We start from the raw sequence: 21,994 nt of genomic DNA on the forward strand, positions 1-21,994 counted from the left end.
TCAACGGCGGGGTTCGGGCCGCCACACCACCAGGGCGTTGGAACGCTGTGACTCAGGGCGACGACCCATCGGGGTCGCGACGATGTCCCCGGCCATCCCGGCCGCGAAGATCCGCCGCGCCTGGGACCGCACGAGCGCCACCTCGGCCTCGAGCTCCTCGACCCGCTGACCGAGGGCCAGCACGTGGTTCTCCAGGTCCATGATGCGTTTGATGCCCGCGAGGTTCACGCCGTCCTCCTGGGACAGCCGTTGCACCTCGCGCAGTTGCGCGACGTCGCGGGCGGAGTAGCGCCGACCGCGGCCCCGCGCCCGGCTGGGCGAGACGAGGCCGAGGCGGTCGTACTGGCGCAGCGTCTGCGGGTGCATGCCCGCGAGTTCGGCCGCCACCGAGATCACGAACAACGCGGTGTCGTCGTCGTACACACTCCCTCTCCTCTCGTCTCGGCCCTCCCGACCCGTGATCCCGCTGGGTTTCCCAGCGGGATCACGGGTGGGACGGGGTGGGTCAGCTGCGGGCGCGGTCGGCGAGACCGGCCCGCGGGTCCTCGCCGGCGGTGGCCGCGGCGAACGCCTCGACGGCCTCGCGCACCGCCCCGTCGACACGTTGCGGCACGACGACGTCGAGGGTGACGAACAGGTCGCCCCGGTCGTCGTCCGTGCGTGACCGCTTGACGCCGCGGCCCTTGAGCCGCAACGACCGTCCCGACGGGGTTCCCGCCGGAACCTTCACCTTGACGGCCGCGCCGTCCAGGGTCGGAACCTCGACGGTCGCGCCCAGCACGGCCTCGTCGAAGGAGACCGGCAGGGTCATCCGCAGGTCGTCGCCGTCCCGCTTGAACACCGGGTGCGGTTCGACGTTCACGGCGACCAGCAGGTCGCCCGCCGTCCCGCCGGGGCCGGGCATCCCCTTGCCGCGCAGGCGGACCTTCTGCCCGTCCCGGACGCCCTGGGGCAACCGGACGTTGACGTTGCGGGCCGGGCCGCCGCGCGGGTCGGGGACCCGCAGCGACACGGTCTTGCCGTCGAGGGCGTCGCGGAAGGACACCCGGGCCGAGGCCTCGAGGTCCTGACCGCGCTGCGGCGGAGCCTGACCGCCCGGGAAACCCGCACCACCGCCCTGACCGAACAACCCCCCGAGCAGGTCCTCGAAACCACCCGCGGAACCCCCACCGGGGGTGCCGAAGCGCACCCCGCCGGGGGCACGCCCGCCGCCCTGGTTGAACAGGCCGCCGAGGAGGTCCTCGAACCCCGCGCCGCCACCGGCCGCGCCGGGCCCGGAACCCCCGGAGGAGAACCTGGCCCCGCCGCCGACCATCGCGCGGACACCGTCGTACTGCCGGCGCTGCTCGGGGTCGGAGAGGATCGCGTACGCCTCCCCGACCTCCTTGAACCTCGCCTCGGCGGCCGCGTCCCCCGGGTTGGCGTCCGGGTGCAGCGTCCGGGCCTTCTTGCGGTAGGCCTTCTTGATCTCTGCCGTGTCCGCGTCGTGGGCGACGCCGAGAACGGCGTAGAAGTCCTTCTCCGCCCAGTCCTGCATGCTCACGAACGTCCCCCCTCCTCAGACCTGGTCGAGTTCATCCCTGCGGGTCGGCCACCGCGACGCGGGCCGGACGCAGCACCCGTTCCGCGAACCGGTACCCCGGCTGGAGGATCTGGACGCACGTCGCGACCTCGTACTCGTCGGAGTGGCTGTGCATGAGCGCCTCGTGGACGGCCGGGTCGAACGGTTCCCCGGCCTCGCCGTAGCGCTCGAGGCCGAAACGCGTGAGCGTCGCCTCGAGCTTGTCGGCGATGGCGACGAACGGACCGGTGAGGTCGCCGTGCTGCCGCGCGAGGTGGACGTCGTCGAGGACCGGCAGCAGCGACTCGGCCACGCCCGCGAGCGCCGTGTTCTTGGCGACGTCGCGGTCGCGTTCGACGCGCTTGCGGTAGTTCGCGTACTCCGCGTTCAGCCGCTGGAGCTCGTCGAGCCGCTGGGCGGCGAGGCCCTGCGCCGCGTCGAGGTCGGCCTCGGCCGCGCCGTCGTTCGGGCCGCCCACGGTGGGCGCGGCCGGAGCGGGTCCGGCCGCGGGTGCGCCCCGGACCTCACCCGTCTCCGGGTCGAGCCTGCGGTTGTCGCGGACCACGACGGGTTCGTCCTGCGGGTGGTCCTCCGCCATCACTTGTCCTTCTCGTCGTCGACGACCTCGGCGTCCACCACGTCCTCGTCGTTGGAGGACGACGACCCCTGGGCGGAGGCGCCCGCGTCGGCGGAACCCTCGGACTGGGCGGCCGCGTACATCGCGGAGCCGAGTTCCTGCGAGGCCTGCGCGACGACGTCGGACTTGGCCTTGATCTCGGCCGCGTCGGTGCCGGCGAGGGCGGTCTTCAGTTCCGCCACAGCGGCTTCGACCTTCGCCTTGCCGTCCTCGGGGAGCTTGTCGGAGTTGTCCGCGACGAACTTCTCGGTCTGGTAGACGAGACCCTCGGCCTGGTTGCGGGCCTCGGCCTCCTCGCGGCGCTGCTTGTCCTCGTTCGCGTGCGCCTCGGCGTCCTTGACCATGCGGTCGATGTCCTCCTTCGACAGCGCGCTGCCGCCGGAGATGGTCATCGACTGCTCCTTGCCCGTGCCGCGGTCCTTCGCGTTCACGTGCACGATGCCGTTGGCGTCGATGTCGAAGGTGACCTCGACCTGCGGCACACCGCGCGGGGCGGGGGCGATGCCGGTCAGCTCGAACGTGCCGAGCGGCTTGTTGTCGCGGGCCAGTTCGCGCTCACCCTGGAACACCTGGATGAGGACCGAGGGCTGGTTGTCGTCGGCGGTGGTGAACACCTCGGAGCGCTTGGTCGGGATCGCGGTGTTGCGCTCGATGAGCTTGGTCATGATCCCGCCCTTGGTCTCGATGCCCAGGGAGAGCGGGGTGACGTCGATGAGCAGGACGTCCTTGCGCTCGCCCTTGAGGACACCGGCCTGCAGCGCGGCGCCGATGGCGACGACCTCGTCCGGGTTGACGCCCTTGTTGGGCTCCTTGCCGCCGAGCAGTTCCTTGACGGCGTTGGTCACGGCCGGCATGCGGGTGGAACCACCGACGAGCACGACGTGGTGGATGTCGGCGAGCTTGACGTCGGCGTCCTTGATGACGTCGTGGAACGGCTTCTTGGTGCGGTCCAGCAGGTCCTGGGTCATCTGCTCGAACTGGGCGCGGGTCAGCGTCTCGTCCAGGTGGACGGGGCCGTTCTCGCTCATCGAGAGGTACTGCAGGGAGATGCCGGTGCTGGTGGCCGTCGAGAGTTCCTTCTTGGCCTGCTCGGCGGACTCGCGCAGACGCTGCATCGCGATCTTGTCCTTGGACAGGTCGATGCCGTAGGCGCTGGAGACCTTCTTGAGCAGGTGGTCGACGACGCGCTGGTCCCAGTCGTCCCCACCGAGGTGGTTGTCACCGGAGGTGGCGCGGACCTGGATGGTGGAGAACCCGTCCTCGTCCTTGCCGACCTCGAGGAGGGAGACGTCGAAGGTGCCGCCACCGAGGTCGAAGACGAGGATGAGCTCGTCCTCCTTGCCCTTCTCGAGCCCGTAGGCGAGAGCGGCGGCGGTGGGCTCGTTGATGATGCGCAGGACGTTGAGGCCCGCGATCTCACCGGCCTCCTTGGTGGCCTGGCGCTGCGCGTCGTTGAAGTACGCGGGGACGGTGATGACGGCGTCGGTGACGGCCTCGCCGAGGTAGCTCTCCGCGTCGCGCTTGAGCTTCTGCAGCACGCGGGCGCTGATCTCCTGCGGGGTGTACTTCTTGTCGTCGATCGTGGTCGTCCAGTTGGTGCCGACCTCACGCTTGACCGAGCGGACGGTGCGGTCGATGTTGGTGACGGCCTGGCGCTTGGCGATCTCGCCGACCAGCACCTCACCGTTCTTGGCGAAGGCGACGACGGAGGGCGTGGTGCGCCCACCCTCGGCGTTCGCGATGACCGTCGGTTCGCCGCCCTCCAGGACGGAGACGACGGAGTTGGTGGTCCCGAGGTCGATGCCGACCGCACGTGCCATGGCTTGAGGCCCTCTTCCTGCGCTTGGTGAGTGTTGAGCGTTCTCCACTCAAGTTTGCCCAGCGCCCCGGATCTGTCAAGCCGGAACGTCGGCAACTTGAGTCTGATGGGCTCAACTCGCGAGGAGGGGGTCTTGTTCCCGACGGGGGAACCCGGGGGAACTCGGGAGGGGAGCCGTTCGCTCTCAGGACGTGGAACCCGTGCGCCGGCTGCCCCTGCACTTCGACGAGGCGTCGAGGGCCGGGATGACCCACGTGAACCTCTCCGCCGTCCGCGCCGACGGCCCCCACCTCTGGGTGGCGGGCGACGAGACCGCCACGGTCGAACGGCTGACGGCCGTCGTCGAGGACGGTCGGGTCCAGGGCTACGACCGTCAGGTCAGCGTTCCCCTGGCCGAGCTCGTCGACCTGCCCGGACCGCACGACGAGGAGGCCGACGTCGAGGGCCTGGCCCGCAGCGGTCCCTGGCTGTGGGCCGTCGGTTCGCACAGCCTGAAGCGCAAGCGGATCCGCGACCACGACCCCGACGACAAGGCCCGCCGGCGCCTCGGCCGGGTCGTGCGCGAACCCAACCGGTTCGTCCTCGTCCGGCTACCGATCGACCCGGCGACCGGCCTCCCCGCCCGCGAGGTCGACGTCGACGGCGAGACCCGCACCGCGGCCGTCCTCGGGGCCCACGACGACGACCTGAGCACCCACCTCGCCGACGACGACCTCATCGCCCCGTTCCTCGCGATCCCCTCGAAGGACAACGGCCTCGACGTCGAGGGCATCGCCGTCCACCACTCCCCCGACGGCGACCGGCTCTGGGTCGGTCTGCGCGGGCCGGTGCTGCGCGGCTGGGCGGTCCTGCTGGAACTGCGCCCCCGCACCCACCGCAGGAACCCGGGCCGCCTCGTCCTCGAGGAGTTCGCGGACGGCGCGACCTACCGGCTGCACCTGCTCGACCTGCGGGGCCTCGGCATCCGCGACCTCTGCCCGGACGGGGACGACCTGCTCGTGCTCAGCGGCCCCTCGATGGGTCTCTCGGGGCCGGTGCGCGTGCACCGCTGGGTCGGCGGGTGCGTCACCGAGGCCGCCGACGTCGTCCGGGCCGCGGAGCTCCCGGTGGTCCTGGACCTCCCGCACGGCCAGGGTGAGGACCACCCCGAGGGGATCACCCTCCTCCCCGCCGACGTCACCGGGACCGGCGGGCAACTGCTGGTCGTCCTCGACTCCCCCGCGCCGCAGCGACACACCCCCGACGGCGGGATGCTCGCCGACCTGTGGGACCTCACCTGAGGCTCAGCCCACCGACGCGACGAACGCTCCCCCCGCCAGCCGGAGCACCAGCGGCAGGGCGGCGACGACCACCCCGACGAGCAGCAGGACGGTGTCCGCGCGTCGCCAGGGAGCGGGCAGCGCCCAGCTGCGACGCAGCGCCGTGTCGCCGGCGAACCCCCGGGCGTCCATCGCGACGGACGTCCGTCCCGCCCGCCGCACCGCGTCGACGAGCAACCCGAACGCCGTCGAGGCCGACCACCGCAGGCGCGACAGCGGGCCCCGTCCGGGGCCGAACCCGCGGACCCGGCGGGCGGCGGCGATCTGCGCCCAGGACGCGGCGAGGGTGTCGAGCTGACCGAGGGCGGTCACGACGGCCACGACGACGCGTCCGGGTAGCCGGAGCCGCTGGGCGAGGTGGTCGCCGGCCTCGGCCGGGTCGATCCAGCCGAGCAGGAGCGCACCGGGGAGGACGAGCACGAGCAGGCGCAGGGACGCCGTCAACGCCGTCCACAGGGGTTCGGGGCTGCTGCCGGCGACGACCGTGGACCACCCGACGGAGACCGCGGCGACCAGCAGCGGCAACGACCGCACCAGGAACGCGCGCCGGTCACCGACGACGAGCGGGAGGCAGAGCAGTTGCACGGCAAGGGCTCCGGCCGCCTGCCACCACTCCTGGACGGCGAAGGCACCGACGGCGCAGAGCACCCCGACGGCCAGCAGCGGGAGGGGTCCGCAGTGCCGCACGAGAGGCCCGGGACCGGCGCTGCGACGTTGCGCGGCCGTCGGCGGGACCCCGTCGTCCACAGGTGCGGGGTGCAGTCCCACAACCTTGTCCACAGGTGTGTGCACAGTCCTGTGGACATCGCTGTGGAGGACTTCTCCGTCCTTCACGCCGCCGCCGCCCCGCGTGAGCTGCGACCGGCGACGAGGTGGACCCCGGCGCCCGGGGCGACGGCGTGGACCAGACCGGCGTCGTGCGTGCTGACGGCGACGGCGGCACCGTCCCGGGCCGCGCCCGCGAGCAGTCCCGCGACGACGGCCCAGGTACCCCGGTCCTGCCCGACGCTCGGTTCGTCGGCGAGCAGCAGCGCCGGGCCGGCGGCCAGGGCGGCCGCGAGCGCCAGTCGTCGTTGTTCGCCCCCGGAGAGCCGGAAGGGGTTGACGTCGGCGCGGTCGTGCAGGCCGAGGACGTCGAGCAGGGCGTCGGCCCGGGCGGTGTCCCGGCCGAGGACCCGGGGGGTCGCCCGGACCTCGGCCCGGACGTCGGTGGCGAGGAAGGAGTGCTCCGGGGACTGCGGGACCCACCCGGTCCGGGCGGCCAGGTCGCGCGAGCGCCAGGTGTGCGGTGCGGGACGTCCCGGGGGGGCGAACCCGCTCGCGGCGACGAGGTCGCCGGTGGGACGTTCGAGCCCGCCGAGAACGGCCAGCAGGCTGGACTTCCCCGACCCGCTGTCGCCGGTCAGGGGGGTCGTGACGCCGGCGCGGAGGGTGACGTCCACGTCGTGCAGCACGGCGACGGGTGGGGTCGGGCGCAGTCCACGGCGGCGGCGGACCAGTCCCAGCCCGTTGCCGCGCAGCACGTCTCCCACGACGTGCAGCTCCGGGCGGAGCAGCCCGGCCGGGAGGTCCAGCGGCTGCGGGGCGGGGGCCCCCGGCAGCCAGAGCCCGTCGGCCAGCAGGGCCGGGTCGGCGAGGACCCGGTCCGGGGGGCCGTCGGCACGGACCCGGCCGTCGCGGCCGAGGACGACGACGCGGTCGACGTGCGGGGCCCACCCGGCGAGGTCGTGGTCGACGACGACGAGCCCGCGGTCGCGGGCGGCCTCGAGCACCGCGGCGCGCACGGCCCGGGCGGTGGGGGCGTCGAGCATCGAGGTGGGTTCGTCCAGCAGCAGCACGGCGGGGTCGGCGGCCAGCGTCCCGGCGAGGGCGAGCCGTTGGCGTTCCCCGCCGGACAGCGTGACGACCTCGCGGTCGCGACCGGCGGTGTAGCGGGCGGCCGCGTGGGCGCGGGCCACCCGCTGCCAGATCAGCGACCGGTCCAAGCCGGCGTTCTCGGGCCCGAACGCGGTGTCCCGGCCGGCGAGCTCGGCGACGACGGCGTCGAGGGGGTCCTGGACCAGCAGCCCGACCTCCCCGGCGCGCGGGGCCTGACCATCGAGCAGGACCTCGCCGCTCGCGTCGACGTCGTCCTCGAGGAGTCCCGCGAGCGCCCGCAGGACGGTCGACTTCCCCGCCCCGCTGGGCCCCACGAGCAGGACCCGTTCCCCGTGCCGGAGGTCGAGGTCCACGTCGGCCACCACGGGTCGACGGGACCCCGCGGGGGTGACCGTCAGGCCGCGCAGGGTCAGGTCAGCCACGGTCGCGGGCGCGGCCGTGGTGCTCGCGGCCGGCGGCGAAGGCACCGAGCGCGCCGGAACGTGCCAGTCCCCGCACCAGCAGCCAGCCGCCGAAGCCGGCGACGACGGCGCCGGAGACGGCGAAGGTGCCCACGTAGAACAGGCGCCAGCCCAGGTCCCAGGTCCCGTCGTAGCGGTAGAACTGCTCGAAGAGCCCTTCCAGGACCCCGGCGAGGATCCCGCCGAGGACGGCGACGGGCGGTCCGAAGCGGCGCCAGGCGAACAGCGCGACGGCGATCTCGACCCCGACGCCCTGGATCGCGCCCGAGACCAGGGTCGTGATGCCCCAGTAGTTGCCGAGCAGCGCCTCGACGGTCGCGGCGACCATCTCGGCGAGCAGCGCGGCGCCCGGGCGGCGGACCACGAGGGCTGCGACGACGGCGGGCAGCAGCCAGACCCCGGCGACGAGGCCCTTGAGCGGCGGCAGCGCCGCGAACAGCGGTTCGATGGCGAGGTACAGCACGTCCCAGCCCCAGAAGACGACGCCGAACGCGACGCCGAGGACGGCGGCGGTGACGAGGTCGACGGTGCGCCAGTGCGCGGTCCCGCGCGAGCGGGTGAGGGTGGTGCTCATGGTGGTCCTCCTGTGGTCCAGGAGGGGGACCCGCCGCCACCGTGGCCGCGGGTCGAGGACGTCCCGACTCCCTACGCCGGTGTGACCCGGATCAGGTTCGAGGGTCTGCGGGAACCCGCACTCTCAGCGCCACCCGGCGCTCCCCTGTCGTTGTCCCACGACCCTACTACCCCCGCTCCCCACCCCCGCCCGTGATCTCGCCGGGATTCCCCGCGGGACCACGGGTGGGGTGCTGCGACGATGGCCGGGTGCTCCGGATGATGCGTGGACCCGACGGCGGCCCCTCCCGGGCGGTCCGGCTGATGACCCTGATCGTCGTGATCGCGGTCCTCGGGGCGAGCGCCGCCGCCCTCACGCCGGTCCTGGGCTGGCTCCTGGACCTGCTGTAGGGCAGGGTTCGGGCCATGAGTTCGATCGTCTGGAAGCTGGTCGGCCCCGGTGCCGGCATCATCGCGACGGCTGTCGCGAGCCGCGTCACGAAGAAGGCCTGGGTCGCGGTGACCAAGTCGCCGCCGCCGGACAACCCGGAGGACCCGGACGTCGCGTGGAAGGAGGCGCTGATCTGGGCGCTGGCCTCCGGCGCGATCATCGGCGTCACCCGCCTGATCGTGGAGCGCCAGGCCGCGGTCTGGTACCGCAAGAGCTTCGGTGAGCTGCCCCCGGGTCTCGGCCCGGGCGACGACGGAGCGGTGAAGGCCAACTCCTGACCTCCCGGGTGCGGTCACGTCACGCGCGTGCTGCGATGTGACCGCACCGGGAACGGGCCTGAGCGGATCTCCGATCCGTCACCTCCCCGGTGTTCTGGAGGAGGAACCGTGAGCGCTGCGGACAAGATCAAGAACGCCGCCCAGGACGTCGCCGGCAAGGCGAAGGAAGCGGCCGGCGGGGCGAAGGACGACGACGCCCTGCGCCACGAGGGTCAGAAGGACCAGGCCGCCGCCGACCTGAAGCAGCGCGGCGAGCACGTCAAGGACGCCTTCAAGGACTGATCCTCAGCCGAACAGTTCCACGAGCCGGTCCTGCCGGGTCTCGACGGTGTCGTCGACGACCCGCAGGGCCGGGTTCGCGTCGTGGTGGGCGATGATCTCGCGGGCCCCGTCCGCGAACGACGTCGTCGCCGCGAAACCCGGCACGAGACGCTTGAGCTTGGTGTTGTCGAAGACCACCGAGTGCGCCTTGTCCCCCAGCAGACCCGCACCCTGTTCCGGCGCCTCCCGCGCGATGACGTCGCTCGGCACGTGCACGATCCGGGGTTCGGGCACGCCCGCCGCGGTCGCCAGCCGGCGCGCGATCCCGTCCCAGGTGAGGACCTCGTCACCGGTGATGTGCACCGCGTCGCCGACGACGGCGGGTTCCCCGAGGAGCGGGACGAGACCTTTCGCGAGGTCGGTGTGGTGGGTCAGCACCCACGTCGACGTGCCGTCCCCGTGCACGACGACGGGCTTCCCGCGACGCATCCGGTCGATGGCCGTCCAGCCGTCGTCGAGCGGGATGGACGCCCGGTCGTAGGTGTGGCTGGGGCGCACGACGAACGCGGGGAAACCTTCCTCGCGGTAGGCCCGGGTCAGCAGTTCCTCGCAGGCGATCTTGTCGCGGGAGTACTGCCAGAACGGGTTGTGCAGCGGCGTCGACTCCGTGATCGGGAGGTGCGCGACGGGTTTCTGGTAGGCGCTCGCGCTGGAGATGAAGACGTACTGCCCGGTCTTGCCGCGGAACTGCTCGACGTCGGCGCGGACGTGGTCGGGGGTGAAGGCGACGAAGTCGACGACGACGTCGAACTCGCTGTCCCCCAGCACCTCCCGCACGGCCGCCGGATCGCGGACGTCGGCCGTGAGGACCTTCGCGTCGGCAGGAACCTCCCGCCGACCGCTGCCCCGGTTGAGGATCGTGAGGTCGATCCCGCGTTCGACGGCGAGCGTCGCGCACGCCGAACTGATGATCCCGGTACCGCCGATGAACAGCACGCGCAACGCCATGGGGGTTCTCTCTCCGTGTCTCGACTTCCTCGTCCGTCGGGGAGGTTACGCCTCCGGTCCGGCGCCGGCGTGTTTGAGTGGTCCTTCCACCTCGCTGCGCGTCCTCGCCGATGAGCCGAGGGGACGGGTCCCTCACGTCACCCTCTCGACCCCTTCGCCGCCGCGTTCCACCCATCCACGCCCCCGCCCGCTCCGAAGCGCTGCGTGGGCGAGGACGAAGAGGTGCGAGGCGTGGAGTTCCTGACACTCGAGCAGCACCCCCGGGCGGTGACGACGGCCCGTCACTGGGTCGTGGACGTCTGCGGGCGACGCGGTCTCGACACCCCCACGCAGGACGCGGTCGAACTCGTGACGGCCGAGATGGTCGGCAACGCCGTCCGGCACGGACGCGGCGGGATCGTCCTCACGGTCGACGCCTCGACCCCGTTCCTGTCGTTGCTGACGGGCGACACCCGGCCCGCGTCCGCACCGGTGCTCGCGGTGTCCGTGACCGACGCGGGCTCCTCCAGACCCCACCCCCGCGAGGCGGCCGACGACGCGACCTCCGGACGCGGCTTGGCCCTGGTCGACGCGTTGTCCCTGCGCTGGGGCGTGACCGCGGTGACGTCCCCGGGCGCCACCGGTGCGGGGAAGACGACGTGGGCCGTGCTCGCCACGGCGGGTGCGAAGCCGCGGGAGGACGACGTCCTCAACGGCGGGCAGGTTCCCTGAGCCCTCAGGACGGGTCGGCGGGTCAGGTCTTCGAGGCGTCGGCGCCCTGGGCCGGGACCGCACCAGCACCCGGAAGCGCCAGCAACCGCCGACTCTCGCGCAGCAGGTCGATCCAGAAGATGCCGTAGACGACGGTCGCGATCGCCACGCCGAAGAAGGTCACGACGACGACCGTCGGAGAGTCGAGTCGACGGAGGAGCAAGGCCTCCGCGGCGAGCACGAGGCCCAGGGGCAGCGCCGCCCACACGGCCAGGCGGCGGACACGAGGGCTGCGAGTCCGGTCTCCCCCGGGGTGGAGGCAGAACACGGCGAACTCCTGCGCCGCCCGAACAGCTTCCTCGTCCGGATGCCGCCTCCCCGCCTTCGCCCACTTCGTGACCTCGAGACGGCGGCGGAGGGGAACCGCCCGCCAGGCCGCGAGGACCGCACGCCTCTGCTGTCGTCGTACCGATCGAGGACCGCCGTTCACGTCCCCGAGTGTCCGACAGCTCGGCGGGCCCGTGGCCACTGCGCACACGAACGGGTGAGTCCGGGGACCTCGTGGCGCAGGAGGTGCGGGGCGCGAGGAGTCCCGAGCGTTCCCGCTGAGCCGACGACAGGACCGTCCTCCCACTGCGATCCGGGAGAACGACGAAGGCCCAGGTCGGCGCTCGCGTCGCGGACCTGGGCCTTCACGGTGGAGCGGGTGACGAGAATCGAACTCGCACTATCAGCTTGGGAAGCTGAAGTTCTACCATTGAACTACACCCGCGAACACGGTCACGAGGACCGGGCACAGCCATCGTAACGGACACCGGGAGGTGGTCCAACCGACGGTAGCGTGACGCCGTGCTGCTCTCCGACCGCGACATCCGCGCCCAGCTCGCCTCCGGCCGCGTGGTCCTCGAACCGTCCGAGCCCTCGATGGTCCAGCCGAGCAGCGTCGACGTGCGCCTGGACCGCTACTTCCGGCTCTTCGACAACCACAAGTACTCCGTCATCGATCCGGCGCAGGAGCAGCCCGACCTCACCCGTCTGGTCGAGGTCCCCGCGGAGGACCCGTTCATCCTGCACCCGGGCGAGTTCGTGCTCGGCTCGACGTACGAGGTCGTGTCGCTGCCCGACGACATCTCGGCCCGGCTGGAGGGCAAGAGCAGCCTCGGGCGGCTGGGACTGCTGACGCACTCCACGGCGGGCTTCATCGACGCGGGGTTCTCCGGGCACGTGACGCTGGAGCTCTCCAACGTCGCGACGCTGCCCATCACGTTGTGGCCGGGCATGAAGATCGGGCAGCTCTGCTTCTTCCAGCTGTCCTCCCCCGCCGAGACCCCGTACGGCAGCAGCAGCTCGGGCTCGCACTACCAGGGTCAGCGCGGTCCGACGCCGAGCCGGTCGGCGCAGAACTTCCACCGCACCCCGATCTGAGCGAGTCACAACTGCCACACTGGTCACACCCGACGACGCCGCGGTCGGATCTGCGACCGCACCCTGGAGAGCCCCGTGACCCGCACGCCGACCCACCGCTCCCGGACCGCACGGGCCCTGCCGGTCGCCCTGCTCGCGGCGCTCGCCCTGACCGCGGGACCGGCTCCGGCCACCGCGGCGCCCCCGGCCGGTTCCGAGACGCTCACCCCGCTGTGCTCCCCGGCTCCGCCGGTGCAGCACCCGGGCTGCGGCACGGCCCACCGGGGCGCCCCGCTGCCCAGCGGGATCCCCGACGAGGTCGTCCGCCTCGCCGGCGCGGACCGGTTCGCGACGGCCGTCGCGGTGGCCGAGCACGGGTTCCCCGAGGCCGACGTCGTCGTCCTCGTGAGCGGGGCGGACCGCCACCTCGTCGACGCGTTGTCCGCCGGGCCGCTGACTCGCAGCCTCGCGGCGCCGGTCCTGCTCGCCACCCGCGACGAGGTCCCCGCCGCCACGGCCGGCTACCTGCGCGAGCACGCGGTGCGTTCCGTCCTGCTCGTCGGGGGCGAGGACGCCCTGTCCGCCTCGACCCCGGACCGGTTGCGGGCGCTGGGGATCGACGACGTGCAGCGGATCGCCGGCGCCGACCGGTACGCGACCTCGCGAGCCGTCGCCGCGTTCATGCCCGCGGCGACGCACGCCTGGGCCGCCTCGGGCGAGGACGCGCACCTCGTCGACGCCCTCGCGGCGGCCGGCCCGGCGGCACGACTGGGCGAGGCCCTGGTCCTCGTCGACGACGCCGACCCGGTCCCCACCGGTGCGGCCCTGCGGGCGCGCGGCGCCACGTCGACGACCGTGGTCGGCGGACCCGGAGGCGTCCTCCCGGAGGCTCTCGCCACCCTGCCGACGCCGCACCGCGCCGCGGGTGCCGATCGCTTCGGGACGGCCGCCGCCGTGGCCGTCGAGTCGCTCCAGCGCGGTCTGCCCGCGCAGGACCTCCTGCTGGCGCCGGGCCTGAGCGGTCACCTCGTCGACGCCCTGGCCGCCGGCCCCCTGGGCCGCACGACCCTCCTGGTCGGCGACGACCAGTCCGCGCGCGACGTCGTCGAGGCCTGGTTCGAGACCCACGGCGCCGGGCGCACGACGGCCGTGGGAGCGGTCGAGATCGCGAGCTGACACCGTCACCGGGTCGAGGAGCTGAAGATCACGCGCTCGTTCGGCCCAAGGTTCGCGGTCGGGGGCTTCAGGAGCGGGCCGCACGAGCCGTTGACACTCAGGTGAAGCCCGTGGTGACGACGCACGGGGAAGCCGCCAGCAGCCACTGGCCCTCCCCGCCTGCAGACGCAGACGACCTGCCGGGGTCCGTCGCGCCCGTACGCGTCGGCCGCCAGGGGATCTACGACCGGGACCGTCAGCTCGTGGCCTACGAGCTGCTCTTCCGCAACCACGGTCGGGCGAGCGCCGAACTGGCCGAGGGGTCGGAGCAGGACCACGCCACGTCGCAGGTCATCAGCGCCACGTTCGGCGACTTCGGCGTCGAGCAGATCGCTGCGGACAAGCTGCTCTTCATCAACCTCACCCGCGGCTTCTTCACGGGTGAGCTCCCCATCCCCTGCTCCCCGCACCAGGTCGTCCTCGAACTCCTCGAGAACGTCGAGGTCGACGACGAGGTCATGGCCGGGTTGCGGCGGGTCAAGGACCAGGGCTACCGGATCGCCATCGACGACTTCATCGGCGAGGTCGGCCGACTGCCCGCCCTGGGCCTCGCCGACTTCGTGAAGATCGACATCGAGGCCGCCGGCGACACCTTCGACGACGTCCTGGCCCTCGCCCGCGAGCACGCCCCGACCGCCCTGGTCGTCGTCGAGCGCATCGAGGACGACGCGCTGTTCACCCGTTGCCGCGAGGCGGGTGTCGACCTGTTCCAGGGCTACGGCCTGCAGCGGCCGGTGACGCTGGAGGCCGTGAGCCTCACGCCGTCGCAGCTGGTGTGCCTCCGCCTGGTGCGGGCCCTCACCGGTGCGGAGGTCCCGATCCGCGAGATCGAGGAGCTCGTCGCCTCCGACCCGGCCCTGAGCCTGCGCGTGCTCAAGACCGTCATGTCGGCCGCCGTCGGTTCCAAGAGCGAGATCACCTCGCTGCGCCAGGCGATCGTCCTGCTCGGGCGCCAGCAGCTCTGCTCCTGGGTCGTGCTGATGCTCCTCGGCGGGGTCACCAGCGTCGACACCGAGGCCCTGACCATGGTGCTCGCCCGGGCCTCGGCCTGCGCACGGCTCTCCCCGGCCCACGAGGACCTCGCCTACACCGTGGGGCTGCTCTCCGGGGTCGCCGGCGTGCTGGGCATGCGCGACGACGAGCTCGTCGACACGACCGGCGTCTCCCGGACGGTGCGCAACGCTCTCGTCGAGCGTCGGGGGCCGGCCGGCTCGGCCCTGCGGGCCGTGCTCGCCTACGAGGACGACGAACCGTTCGTCATCGCCGACGCCGGACACGCCGTCTACGAGGTGTCCCGCGCCTACCTGGCAGCACTGAGTGGCGCCATGGTCACCGTGGGTTCAGTTCTCGAACGATCCTGACGCCGGACACGCGACCGGGATGCACTCCGACCTGCCCCCGTCCTACCCTCGTGGCGTGACGGAGCGCCGTGAGGAGACCCCCGCCGGGCCACCCCGGACCGACCCGGTCGGACCGGCCGACGAGGGCGAGGAACGAGCCCTCGAACTCGCACACCGCGTCTTCGAGCACGCCCGCAACGGCCGGGCCCGGGAACTGTGCGGGTACCTCGACCTCGGCATCCCCGTGAACTCGACCGACAGCGAGGGCAACTCCCTCGTCATGCTCGCCGCCTACCACGGGCACCCGCGCACCGTGATCGCGCTGCTCGAACGCGGCGCCGACCCCGACCGGGTGAACGCCCGCGGCCAGACCCCGCTGGCCGGTGCCGTCTTCAAGGGCGAACGTGACGTCGTCGCCGCCCTCGTGGCCGCCGACGCCGACCCCTACCTCGGAACGCCCAACGCCCTCGAGGCGGCGCGGTTCTTCGGCCGCGCGGACCTCCTAGAACTGCTCGAGGTGCCCGGCGAGGACTAGGACCTGGGTAGCCTGATCCGGTCGACGCGCCCGCGTCGTGCGATCGACGCAAGCGGAGGCCCTGCCGGTGGACGCCAGTTCCCCGCGTCGACCGCGCATCATGCGCCACCCGGCCCAGATCGTGGCGCTCGCCTTCGCGGCCGTCGCCTCGGTCGGCACGGTCCTGCTGCTGATCCCCGTCTCCCGGCGCGGTGAGGGCGGCGCGACGCTCGTCGAAGCGCTGTTCACCGCCATCAGCGCGCTCTGCGTGACCGGCCACGTCGTCGTCGACACCCGGGAGCACTGGTCGAACTTCGGGCTCGTCGTCATCCTCGCCCTCGCCCAGATCGGCGGGTTCGGCATCATGACGTCCGCCTCGCTGCTGGGCGTCTTCGCCTCGCGTCGCCTCGGGCTGCGCTCGCGCCTGCTGACGGCGACGGAGTCGCGCGGGCTGGACCTCGGCGACGTGCGGACGGTCCTGCTCGGCGTCGTGCGGGTCTCGGTGGCGCTGGAACTCCTGACCGCCGTCGTCCTCTCCGCCCGGTTGTTCCTCGGCTACGGGCGGCCCTTCTCCTCGGCGTTGTGGGAGGGGACGTTCCTGGCGATCTCGTCCTTCAACAACGCGGGGTTCGTGCTGCGCGGGAACAGCATGACCGACTTCGTGAGCGACCCGTGGATGTGCCTGCCGGTGGTCGTCGCCTCGTTCCTGGGCGGGCTCGGCTTCCCCGTCCTGCTCGAGCTCAGACGGCAGTTCCGGTTGCCGCGGCGCTGGTCGCTGCACACGAAGCTGACCCTCGCGACGACCGTCCCGCTGCTGGTCCTGGGGACGCTCTTCCTCACCGTGAACGAGTGGCGCAACCCCGCGACGCTGGGCCCGCTGGACTGGTGGGCCCGCCCGCTGGCCGGGCTGTTCCAGGCCTCGGCGACCCGCAGCTCGGGGTTCAACTCCGTCGACATCACCCAGCTGAACGGGGGTTCGTGGCTCGTCATGGACGTCCTGATGTTCATCGGCGGCGGGTCCGCGAGCACGGCGGGCGGCATCAAGGTCACGACGTTCGCGCTGCTCGCGGTGGCGGTGTACGCGGAGGCCCGCGGCGAGCCCACGGTCAGCATCTTCGCCCGTCGCGTCCCCGACCGGGTGGTGCGCCAGGCCCTCACCGTCGCCCTGGTCTCCGTCGCGGTGGTCGTCGTCGCGACCACCCTCCTGGTCGAGATGACCCGTGCGCCGCTGGACATGGTCGTCTTCGAGGTGGTGTCCGCGTTCGCCACCGTCGGGCTCTCGTCGGGGTTGCTGGTGCAGCTGCCCGACAGCGGGCAGGTCATCCTGGCGTTGTTGATGTTCATCGGCCGGCTCGGGCCGATCACCCTCGGCGCAGCCCTCGCGCTGCGCGAACGGACCCGCATGTACGAGTACCCCGAAGGGAGACCGATCATTGGCTAAGCGCTCGGCTCTGGCGAGTCCCCGTTCCGTCGTCGTCATCGGCCTCGGCCGGTTCGGACGGTCCCTCGCCCTGGAGCTCATGGAGGACGGTCAGGTCGACGTGCTCGGCATCGACAACGACCCGGCCCTCGTCGACGAGCTCGCGAGTTCGCTGACGCACGCCGTCGTCGCGGACTCCACCAAGGAGGAGGCGCTGCGGCAGTTGTCCGTGCAGGAGTTCGACCGGGCCGTCGTGGGCATCGGGACGAACCTCGAGGCGAGCATCCTCACCGTGTCGCTGCTGCTGCAGTTCGGGATCCGGAACGTGTGGGCGAAGGCGATCAGCGAGTCCCACGCCCGGATCCTCACGCAGCTCGGGGCCCACAAGGTGATCCGCCCCGAGCACGAGATGGGGTTGCGGGTCGCCCACCTGGTGCGCGGTCGGATGCTCGACTACATCGAGTTCGACGACGGCTTCGCGATGGTGAAGACGACCCCGCCCGCCCCGATCGTGGGCAAGAGCCTCGGGCAGGTGCGGCTGCGCAGCACCTACCGCGTGACGGTCGTCGCGCACCACTCCCCCGGCACGGGGTTCACGTACGCCACCCCGGAGACCGTCCTCGCCGCCGAGGACGTGATCATCGTCTCGGGGCAGATCCGTGACGTGGAGGCGTTCTCAGCCCTCTCCGGCTGAGTCGTCGGGGGTCTCCTCGTCGGGTCCCCGGCGCTCGACGCCGGGCAGCCGGCGCCGTTCGGGCTCGCCCCGTTCGACGCGCGTCAGGTCGATGAGACTGCGCCGGTCGTCCCGACGGCGTCGTTGGGCGTCCTCGTCGGTCTGCTCGACCGGCTGATCGTCACTCACCCGACAAGCTCACCACGCTGCGTGCTCGCGTGTCACCTCACCCGTCTCGTTCCCAGCTCGACGGCCCACCGAGAACGACATATAGTGTCCCTATGCAACTATGTGAGGACCTGGCCCAGCGCCTGCTCCTCGCCTGCGCGAACCTGACCCGCGCGGTGACCGCGGCCGCCGACGACACCCGCCTCTCCCTCACCCAGGCCCGGGTCCTCGGCAACCTCGACCGGCACGGCCCGCTGCGCGTCAGCCGCCTCGCCGAGCTCGAGCACTGCGCCCAGCCGAGCATGACCGGCCTCGTCGATCGCCTCGCCACCGCGGGCTTCGCGAGCCGCAGCACCGACCCCGACGACGCCCGAGCGGTGCTCGTCGCCGTGACCCCCGCCGGCCGCGACGAACTCGCGCGGCACCGGGTCCTGCTCCGCGAACCCCTCGTCCGCGCCGTCGGGGACCTCGGCCCCGACGACCTCACCGAACTCGCCCGCGTCACCGAACTCGTCGAGGGGCTCTCGGGGTCGGTCCGCGCAGGCGTCCACGCACCCCGCTGACACCACCTGGAAGGATTCCCGTGTCGTCCTCCGACACCGATGTGAAATCCGGACTGCTGAAGCAGCCCATCGCGGTCTGGGCCGTCGCCTTCGCCGCCGTCGTCTCGTTCATGGGCATCGGCCTCGTCGACCCGATCCTGCCGGCCATCGCCGGGCAACTCGGCGCCACCAAGGCCCAGACACTGCTGCTGTTCACGTCCTACCTGGGCATCACCGGCCTCGCGATGCTGCTCACCGGGTGGGTCTCCAGCCGGTTCGGGGCCAAGAAGACCCTCATGACCGGACTCGTCCTCATCGTCGTCTTCGCAGCTCTCGCAGGGTCTTCCGGTTCCATCGGCGAGATCGTCGGGTTCCGTGCGGGCTGGGGACTGGGGAACTCGCTGTTCATCGCGACCGCCCTGGCCACCATCGTCGGCGCCGCCAGCGGCGGGATGGCGAACGCGATCATCCTCTACGAGGCGGCGCTCGGGCTCGGCATCGCGACCGGCCCGCTGGTCGGTGGCCTGCTCGGTGAGGTGTCCTGGCGCGGACCGTTCTTCGGCACCGCCGTCCTGATGGCCATCGCCTTCGTCGCCATCGTCACCCTGCTGCCCGCCACCCCGAAACCCGCGGTCAAGGTGTCGATCACCGACCCGATCCGGGCGCTGGGCCACAAGGGCCTGCGGACGGTCGCGGCGATGGCGTTCCTCTACAACTTCGGGTTCTTCACCCTGCTCGCCTACACCCCGTTCGCCCTCGAGATCTCCTCACCGATCCGGCTGGGGCTGGTGTTCTTCGGGTGGGGCCTCTGCCTGGCGATCGCCTCGGTGGCCATCGCCCCGCGCTTGCAGCGGCGGTTCGGAACGGTCCCCGTGGTGACGGCGATGCTCGCGCTGTTCGCGGTCGTCCTGCTGCTCGAGGCCGTGTTCGTCCACGACAAGGCCGTCCTGGTGGTCGGGACGATCGTCGCCGGGCTCTTCCTCGGCGTGAACAACACCATCGTCACCGAGCTGGTCATGGAGGTCTCGCCCGTCCCGCGCTCGACGGCGTCGGCCGCCTACTCCTTCGTCCGGTTCATCGGCGGCGCCATCGCCGCCTGGGCCGCGGGTGAGCTCGGCGAGGTCTTCACCGACTGGTCCCCCTTCGTCCTCGGCGGCGTCGGCGTCCTCGTCGGGCTGGTCGTGCTGCAGAGCGGGCGTCGCCACCTCGTCGTCGTGCACGACGACCCCGCCCCGCACACCCCCGCCGAGGCCCAGGCCGTCACCGCCGGCGACGCCTGACGCTGGGTCGGGGGTTGGGACCGTTGACGCATCGGGTCAAGAGGTTCGGCCCGATGCGTCAACGGTCCCCGACCCGCGCAGCCGCCACACCTCACGCGCCCCAGCCGTCCCAGCGGAGCGGGTGGGGCGTGGTGGTGCGGCAAGATGGCCCCTCGTGGCTGAACTGGTGTTCTTCTCGGGAACGATGGACTGCGGGAAGTCGACGCTGGCGTTGCAGACCGATCACAACCACCGCGTCCAGGGACGTCGGGGACTGCTCTTCACGCGCTTCGACCGGGCGGGGACCGCGACGATCTCCAGCCGGATCGGTCTCGCGCGGCCGGCTCTCGAGGTCGGGGACACCACCGACCTGTGGGCCGAGGTGAGCCGCCGGCACGCCGAGGAGCCCCTCGACTACGTGGTGTGCGACGAGGCCCAGTTCTACGACCCGGAGCAGGTCGAGCAGCTCGCGCGCCTCGTCGACGACCTCGACATCGAGGTCTTCGCGTTCGGGATCACCGCCGACTTCCGCACCAGGCTCTTCCCCGGCTCGGCCCGCTTCATCGAGCTCGCCGACCGGGTGCAGGTCCCGCAGGTGGAAGCGCTGTGCTGGTGCGGGCGACGGGCCACCCACAACGCACGGACGGTCGACGGGGTCATGGTCGTGGCCGGTGAGCAGGTCGTCGTCGGCGACGTCGTCAACGGGGGTCACCCCGAGGGGACCCTCGACGTGGGCGACGTGGGAACCGTCGAGTACGAGGTCCTCTGCCGCCGCCACCACGGCCGACGTCAGACGAAGGCGCACCGTCCGGTGACGGTGGACGTGCGGGAGACCCAGCCTCAGCCCTCGTAGCCGAGCGCCGTGGCGTCGGGGACGTCGACGTCCCCGGCGGCCGCGGCGAACCGGGCGAACCCGTCGCGCACGACGGCCCGGTCCTCCGCGCCGAGACGCCCCAGGACCTCCTCGAACTCCGTGCGCCGCCGGTCCAGCACCTGCCCCACGAGCACGCGCGCCTTGTCCGTCGGCGCGACCAGGACCTCGCGGCGGGTGTCCGGGTTGTCCTCGCGGGTCACCCAGCCGGCCGTGACCAGCCGGTCGACGGCGCGGGTGAACGTCGAGGGGTGCACACCGATCGCCGCCGCGAGCGCGCCGCTGCGCAACGGCCCGCGGCTGCAGATGAGCACCAGCACGCGGTACTGCTGCAGCGTCAGGGACTCGAGGGCGTCGGCCAGCGAACGCACGCTGATGCTCACGACCGCCCGGGATCCCGCGAGCACGGCGTCGACGTCCTCGTCGACCAGCTGATCAGGTGACTGCACGCGTGGATGCTAGTAGTTCTGCACGTCCGCGCGAGGGGAGTTGGCCCAGCTGGTCCGTGGTCCACCGCGTGGACCGGGCCTGACCCCGTGCTCGTCCGCGTGCGGGGCTCGCGATCGCGACGCCGAGGCGGGATGATCGCCTCCGACCGAGAGGAGACCCTTGTGAACGAGCACGACATCCACGTCAAGATCAACGACCTCGTCGCCGAGGAGCACCGGTTGCGGCAGGCGCTGCAGTCCGGGGAGCTGACCGCCGCCGAGGAGCACGCGCAGCTGAAGGCCGCCGAGGAGGCCCTCGACCAGTGCTGGGACCTGCTGCGCCAGCGTGACGCCCGTCGTCACGCCGGGGAGAGCCCCGACGCGGCCGAGGCCCGGCCGGTCAGCGAGGTCGAGCACTACCAGCAGTGACTCGCGCGGAAACCCCTTGCCCGCGGGTGGGGGGTTTCCGCCACAGTGACCGGGTGGCCCAGCGACCGGTGGTTCTCGTGACGGGTGTCGGACGACGGGTGGGCATCGGGGCGGGGATCGCCGGGCGCCTCGCCGCAGACGGGTGGGACGTGGCGACCAGCCACTGGACCGCCTACGACGACCGGATGCCCTGGGGCCGCCAGGAGGGCGATCCCGACGAGGTCCACGCGGAGCTGCGCGCGCACGGCGCCACGACGGTGGCCGTCGAGGCCGACCTGAGCCGGCCCGAGGCTCCCGCGGAACTCTTCGACGCGGTCGAGTCCGCGCTGGGGCCGGTGACGGCGATCGTGATGGCGCACTGCGAATCGGTGGACTCCTCGATCCTCGACACCACCGTGGAGAGCTTCGACCGGCACGTCGCCGTGAACGCGCGCGCCGTGTGGTTGCTCGTCGCGGAGTTCGCCCGCCGCTACCGGGGAGAACCCGGCGCGGGCCGGATCGTGGCCCTCACCAGCGACCACACCGTGCACAACCTGCCCTACGGCGCGAGCAAGGGTGCGCTCGACCGGATCGTGCTCGCCGCCGCCCGGGAACTGCAGGAGCTGCGGATCACGGCGAACGTCGTGAACCCCGGACCCGTCGACACCGGCTGGATGGACGAGGCGTTGCGGGCGAGCGCCCTCGAGCGGAACCCGCTGGGCCGCAACGGCACCCCGCGGGACACCGCCAACCTCGTGTCGTTCCTGCTCTCCGAGCAGGGCGGGTGGATGAACGCGCAGCTGCTGTTCTCCGACGGCGGCTGGAAGGCCTGAGCGG

The 21,994-nt window shown here is 72.4% G+C and carries 27 protein-coding genes, 1 tRNA gene and 1 riboswitch; of the genes, 16 read left to right on the forward strand and 12 right to left on the reverse strand.

The annotated features are described in order from the left end of the window. The 4 genes from ACFQ46_RS20630 to dnaK form a co-directional block, all read right to left on the reverse strand. On the reverse strand, positions 1-423 hold the full coding sequence (locus tag ACFQ46_RS20630; protein ID WP_328293299.1) for a heat shock protein transcriptional repressor HspR: 423 nt from the start codon (positions 421-423) through the stop codon (positions 1-3). Between the two features lie 82 nt (positions 424-505). Beyond that, positions 506-1,543: a DnaJ C-terminal domain-containing protein gene (locus ACFQ46_RS20635; RefSeq protein WP_380160372.1), complete on the reverse strand. Its 1,038-nt coding sequence runs from the start codon at positions 1,541-1,543 to the stop codon at positions 506-508. A 31-nt stretch (positions 1,544-1,574) separates the two neighbouring features. After that, complete coding sequence (gene grpE, locus ACFQ46_RS20640) at positions 1,575-2,159, reverse strand: nucleotide exchange factor GrpE (protein ID WP_380261601.1); 585 nt, start codon at positions 2,157-2,159, stop codon at positions 1,575-1,577. Continuing rightward, a complete protein-coding gene (dnaK, locus tag ACFQ46_RS20645) occupies positions 2,159-4,018 on the reverse strand; it encodes a molecular chaperone DnaK (protein WP_328293301.1) in 1,860 nt (619 codons plus the stop codon). The genes grpE and dnaK overlap by 1 nt, the downstream gene beginning before the upstream one ends. A gap of 190 nt (positions 4,019-4,208) precedes the next feature. Between dnaK and ACFQ46_RS20650 the strand changes: the two genes are divergently transcribed. Beyond that, complete coding sequence (locus ACFQ46_RS20650; RefSeq protein ID WP_380261604.1) at positions 4,209-5,297, forward strand: DUF3616 domain-containing protein; 1,089 nt, start codon at positions 4,209-4,211, stop codon at positions 5,295-5,297. 3 nt (positions 5,298-5,300) lie between these two features. Here ACFQ46_RS20650 and ACFQ46_RS20655 read toward each other — a convergent pair whose 3' ends face one another. The 3 genes from ACFQ46_RS20655 to ACFQ46_RS20665 form a co-directional block, all read right to left on the reverse strand. Further along, on the reverse strand, positions 5,301-6,083 hold the full coding sequence (locus tag ACFQ46_RS20655; RefSeq protein ID WP_380261606.1) for an energy-coupling factor transporter transmembrane component T family protein: 783 nt from the start codon (positions 6,081-6,083) through the stop codon (positions 5,301-5,303). Positions 6,084-6,166: 83 nt separating this feature from the next. Further along, positions 6,167-7,636, reverse strand: coding sequence for an ATP-binding cassette domain-containing protein (locus ACFQ46_RS20660; RefSeq protein ID WP_380261608.1), 1,470 nt, complete (start codon positions 7,634-7,636; stop codon positions 6,167-6,169). After that, positions 7,629-8,249 carry an ECF transporter S component gene (locus tag ACFQ46_RS20665; RefSeq protein WP_380261610.1) on the reverse strand — a complete coding sequence of 207 codons (621 nt, stop codon included), beginning with the start codon at positions 8,247-8,249 and terminating at the stop codon, positions 7,629-7,631. The genes ACFQ46_RS20660 and ACFQ46_RS20665 overlap by 8 nt, the downstream gene beginning before the upstream one ends. A gap of 51 nt (positions 8,250-8,300) precedes the next feature. Further along, positions 8,301-8,405, reverse strand: a riboswitch (TPP riboswitch). 101 nt (positions 8,406-8,506) lie between these two features. On the opposite strand from ACFQ46_RS20665, the gene ACFQ46_RS20670 reads away from it, so the two are divergent. From ACFQ46_RS20670 to ACFQ46_RS20680, 3 genes are all read left to right on the forward strand, one after another. Next, positions 8,507-8,638, forward strand: a complete 132-nt coding sequence (locus tag ACFQ46_RS20670; RefSeq protein ID WP_380261612.1) for a hypothetical protein — start codon at positions 8,507-8,509, stop codon at positions 8,636-8,638. A gap of 15 nt (positions 8,639-8,653) precedes the next feature. Then, entirely contained in the window at positions 8,654-8,956 is a 303-nt protein-coding gene (locus tag ACFQ46_RS20675) for a DUF4235 domain-containing protein (RefSeq protein WP_380261614.1), read from the forward strand. A 108-nt stretch (positions 8,957-9,064) separates the two neighbouring features. Further along, positions 9,065-9,238 carry a CsbD family protein gene (locus ACFQ46_RS20680; RefSeq protein WP_380261616.1) on the forward strand — a complete coding sequence of 58 codons (174 nt, stop codon included), beginning with the start codon at positions 9,065-9,067 and terminating at the stop codon, positions 9,236-9,238. 3 nt (positions 9,239-9,241) lie between these two features. Here the strand turns inward: ACFQ46_RS20680 and ACFQ46_RS20685 are convergent, their stop codons facing one another. Beyond that, on the reverse strand, positions 9,242-10,225 hold the full coding sequence (locus tag ACFQ46_RS20685) for an NAD-dependent epimerase/dehydratase family protein (protein WP_380261618.1): 984 nt from the start codon (positions 10,223-10,225) through the stop codon (positions 9,242-9,244). 231 nt (positions 10,226-10,456) lie between these two features. On the opposite strand from ACFQ46_RS20685, the gene ACFQ46_RS20690 reads away from it, so the two are divergent. Continuing rightward, positions 10,457-10,936 (forward strand): ATP-binding protein, encoded by a 480-nt coding sequence (locus ACFQ46_RS20690; protein ID WP_380261619.1) that lies wholly within the window; start codon positions 10,457-10,459, stop codon positions 10,934-10,936. Between the two features lie 22 nt (positions 10,937-10,958). Here ACFQ46_RS20690 and ACFQ46_RS20695 read toward each other — a convergent pair whose 3' ends face one another. Both ACFQ46_RS20695 and ACFQ46_RS20700 read right to left on the reverse strand, forming a co-directional pair. Then, a complete protein-coding gene (locus tag ACFQ46_RS20695; RefSeq protein WP_380261620.1) occupies positions 10,959-11,243 on the reverse strand; it encodes a hypothetical protein in 285 nt (94 codons plus the stop codon). Between the two features lie 370 nt (positions 11,244-11,613). Continuing rightward, positions 11,614-11,687 (reverse strand) — tRNA-Gly (locus tag ACFQ46_RS20700). Between the two features lie 77 nt (positions 11,688-11,764). Here ACFQ46_RS20700 and dcd point away from each other — a divergent pair. The 6 genes from dcd to ACFQ46_RS20730 all read left to right on the forward strand — a co-directional run bounded on the left by dcd (position 11,765) and on the right by ACFQ46_RS20730 (position 17,502). Next, positions 11,765-12,340 (forward strand): dCTP deaminase, encoded by a 576-nt coding sequence (gene dcd / locus ACFQ46_RS20705; protein ID WP_380261621.1) that lies wholly within the window; start codon positions 11,765-11,767, stop codon positions 12,338-12,340. 75 nt (positions 12,341-12,415) lie between these two features. Next, positions 12,416-13,495 carry a cell wall-binding repeat-containing protein gene (locus ACFQ46_RS20710; protein WP_380261622.1) on the forward strand — a complete coding sequence of 360 codons (1,080 nt, stop codon included), beginning with the start codon at positions 12,416-12,418 and terminating at the stop codon, positions 13,493-13,495. A 242-nt stretch (positions 13,496-13,737) separates the two neighbouring features. Further along, the gene (locus ACFQ46_RS20715; RefSeq protein WP_380261623.1) at positions 13,738-14,895 is read left to right on the forward strand and encodes an EAL and HDOD domain-containing protein; all 1,158 of its coding nucleotides are present in this window, start codon (positions 13,738-13,740) and stop codon (positions 14,893-14,895) included. Positions 14,896-14,950: 55 nt separating this feature from the next. Continuing rightward, positions 14,951-15,409, forward strand: a complete 459-nt coding sequence (locus tag ACFQ46_RS20720; protein WP_380261624.1) for an ankyrin repeat domain-containing protein — start codon at positions 14,951-14,953, stop codon at positions 15,407-15,409. Positions 15,410-15,476: 67 nt separating this feature from the next. Then, positions 15,477-16,829: a TrkH family potassium uptake protein gene (locus ACFQ46_RS20725; RefSeq protein WP_380261626.1), complete on the forward strand. Its 1,353-nt coding sequence runs from the start codon at positions 15,477-15,479 to the stop codon at positions 16,827-16,829. After that, positions 16,822-17,502 (forward strand): potassium channel family protein, encoded by a 681-nt coding sequence (locus ACFQ46_RS20730; protein ID WP_380261628.1) that lies wholly within the window; start codon positions 16,822-16,824, stop codon positions 17,500-17,502. Before ACFQ46_RS20725 ends, ACFQ46_RS20730 begins: the two co-directional genes overlap by 8 nt. Here the strand turns inward: ACFQ46_RS20730 and ACFQ46_RS20735 are convergent. Next, entirely contained in the window at positions 17,485-17,670 is a 186-nt protein-coding gene (locus tag ACFQ46_RS20735) for a hypothetical protein (protein ID WP_380261630.1), read from the reverse strand. The genes ACFQ46_RS20730 and ACFQ46_RS20735 overlap by 18 nt on opposite strands. A 92-nt stretch (positions 17,671-17,762) precedes the next feature. Between ACFQ46_RS20735 and ACFQ46_RS20740 the strand changes: the two genes are divergently transcribed. From ACFQ46_RS20740 to ACFQ46_RS20750, 3 genes are all read left to right on the forward strand, one after another. Beyond that, a complete protein-coding gene (locus ACFQ46_RS20740) occupies positions 17,763-18,212 on the forward strand; it encodes a MarR family winged helix-turn-helix transcriptional regulator (protein ID WP_380261632.1) in 450 nt (149 codons plus the stop codon). 20 nt (positions 18,213-18,232) lie between these two features. Continuing rightward, on the forward strand, positions 18,233-19,471 hold the full coding sequence (locus ACFQ46_RS20745) for an MFS transporter (RefSeq protein ID WP_380261634.1): 1,239 nt from the start codon (positions 18,233-18,235) through the stop codon (positions 19,469-19,471). A 154-nt stretch (positions 19,472-19,625) separates the two neighbouring features. Then, positions 19,626-20,303, forward strand: a complete 678-nt coding sequence (locus ACFQ46_RS20750; RefSeq protein ID WP_380261636.1) for a thymidine kinase — start codon at positions 19,626-19,628, stop codon at positions 20,301-20,303. Here the strand turns inward: ACFQ46_RS20750 and ACFQ46_RS20755 are convergent. Further along, on the reverse strand, positions 20,291-20,770 hold the full coding sequence (locus ACFQ46_RS20755; RefSeq protein WP_380160341.1) for a MarR family winged helix-turn-helix transcriptional regulator: 480 nt from the start codon (positions 20,768-20,770) through the stop codon (positions 20,291-20,293). The two genes, ACFQ46_RS20750 and ACFQ46_RS20755, sit on opposite strands and share 13 nt — an antisense overlap. A gap of 162 nt (positions 20,771-20,932) precedes the next feature. Here ACFQ46_RS20755 and ACFQ46_RS20760 point away from each other — a divergent pair, with 162 nt between their 5' ends. After that, a complete protein-coding gene (locus ACFQ46_RS20760; RefSeq protein ID WP_328293322.1) occupies positions 20,933-21,178 on the forward strand; it encodes a DUF2630 family protein in 246 nt (81 codons plus the stop codon). A 53-nt stretch (positions 21,179-21,231) separates the two neighbouring features. Next, the gene (locus tag ACFQ46_RS20765; protein WP_380261638.1) at positions 21,232-21,990 is read left to right on the forward strand and encodes an SDR family oxidoreductase; all 759 of its coding nucleotides are present in this window, start codon (positions 21,232-21,234) and stop codon (positions 21,988-21,990) included. Positions 21,991-21,994 lie beyond the last annotated feature (4 nt).

The organism is Kineococcus sp. GCM10028916, assembly GCF_042674865.1.
In the GTDB taxonomy this organism is placed as follows: Bacteria; Actinomycetota; Actinomycetes; order Actinomycetales; family Kineococcaceae; genus Kineococcus.

Bases quoted from the DNA above. Each gene is read 5' to 3' on its own strand.
- grpE (WP_380261601.1), bottom strand. From the start codon at position 2,159: ATGGCGGAGGACCACCCGCAGGACGAACCCGTCGTGGTCCGCGACAAC.
- dnaK (WP_328293301.1), bottom strand. From the start codon at position 4,018: ATGGCACGTGCGGTCGGCATCGACCTCGGGACCACCAACTCCGTCGTC.
- ACFQ46_RS20665 (WP_380261610.1), bottom strand. From the start codon at position 8,249: ATGAGCACCACCCTCACCCGCTCGCGCGGGACCGCGCACTGGCGCACC.
- ACFQ46_RS20670 (WP_380261612.1), top strand. From the start codon at position 8,507: ATGATGCGTGGACCCGACGGCGGCCCCTCCCGGGCGGTCCGGCTGATG.
- ACFQ46_RS20675 (WP_380261614.1), top strand. From the start codon at position 8,654: ATGAGTTCGATCGTCTGGAAGCTGGTCGGCCCCGGTGCCGGCATCATC.
- ACFQ46_RS20685 (WP_380261618.1), bottom strand. From the start codon at position 10,225: ATGGCGTTGCGCGTGCTGTTCATCGGCGGTACCGGGATCATCAGTTCG.
- ACFQ46_RS20740 (WP_380261632.1), top strand. From the start codon at position 17,763: ATGCAACTATGTGAGGACCTGGCCCAGCGCCTGCTCCTCGCCTGCGCG.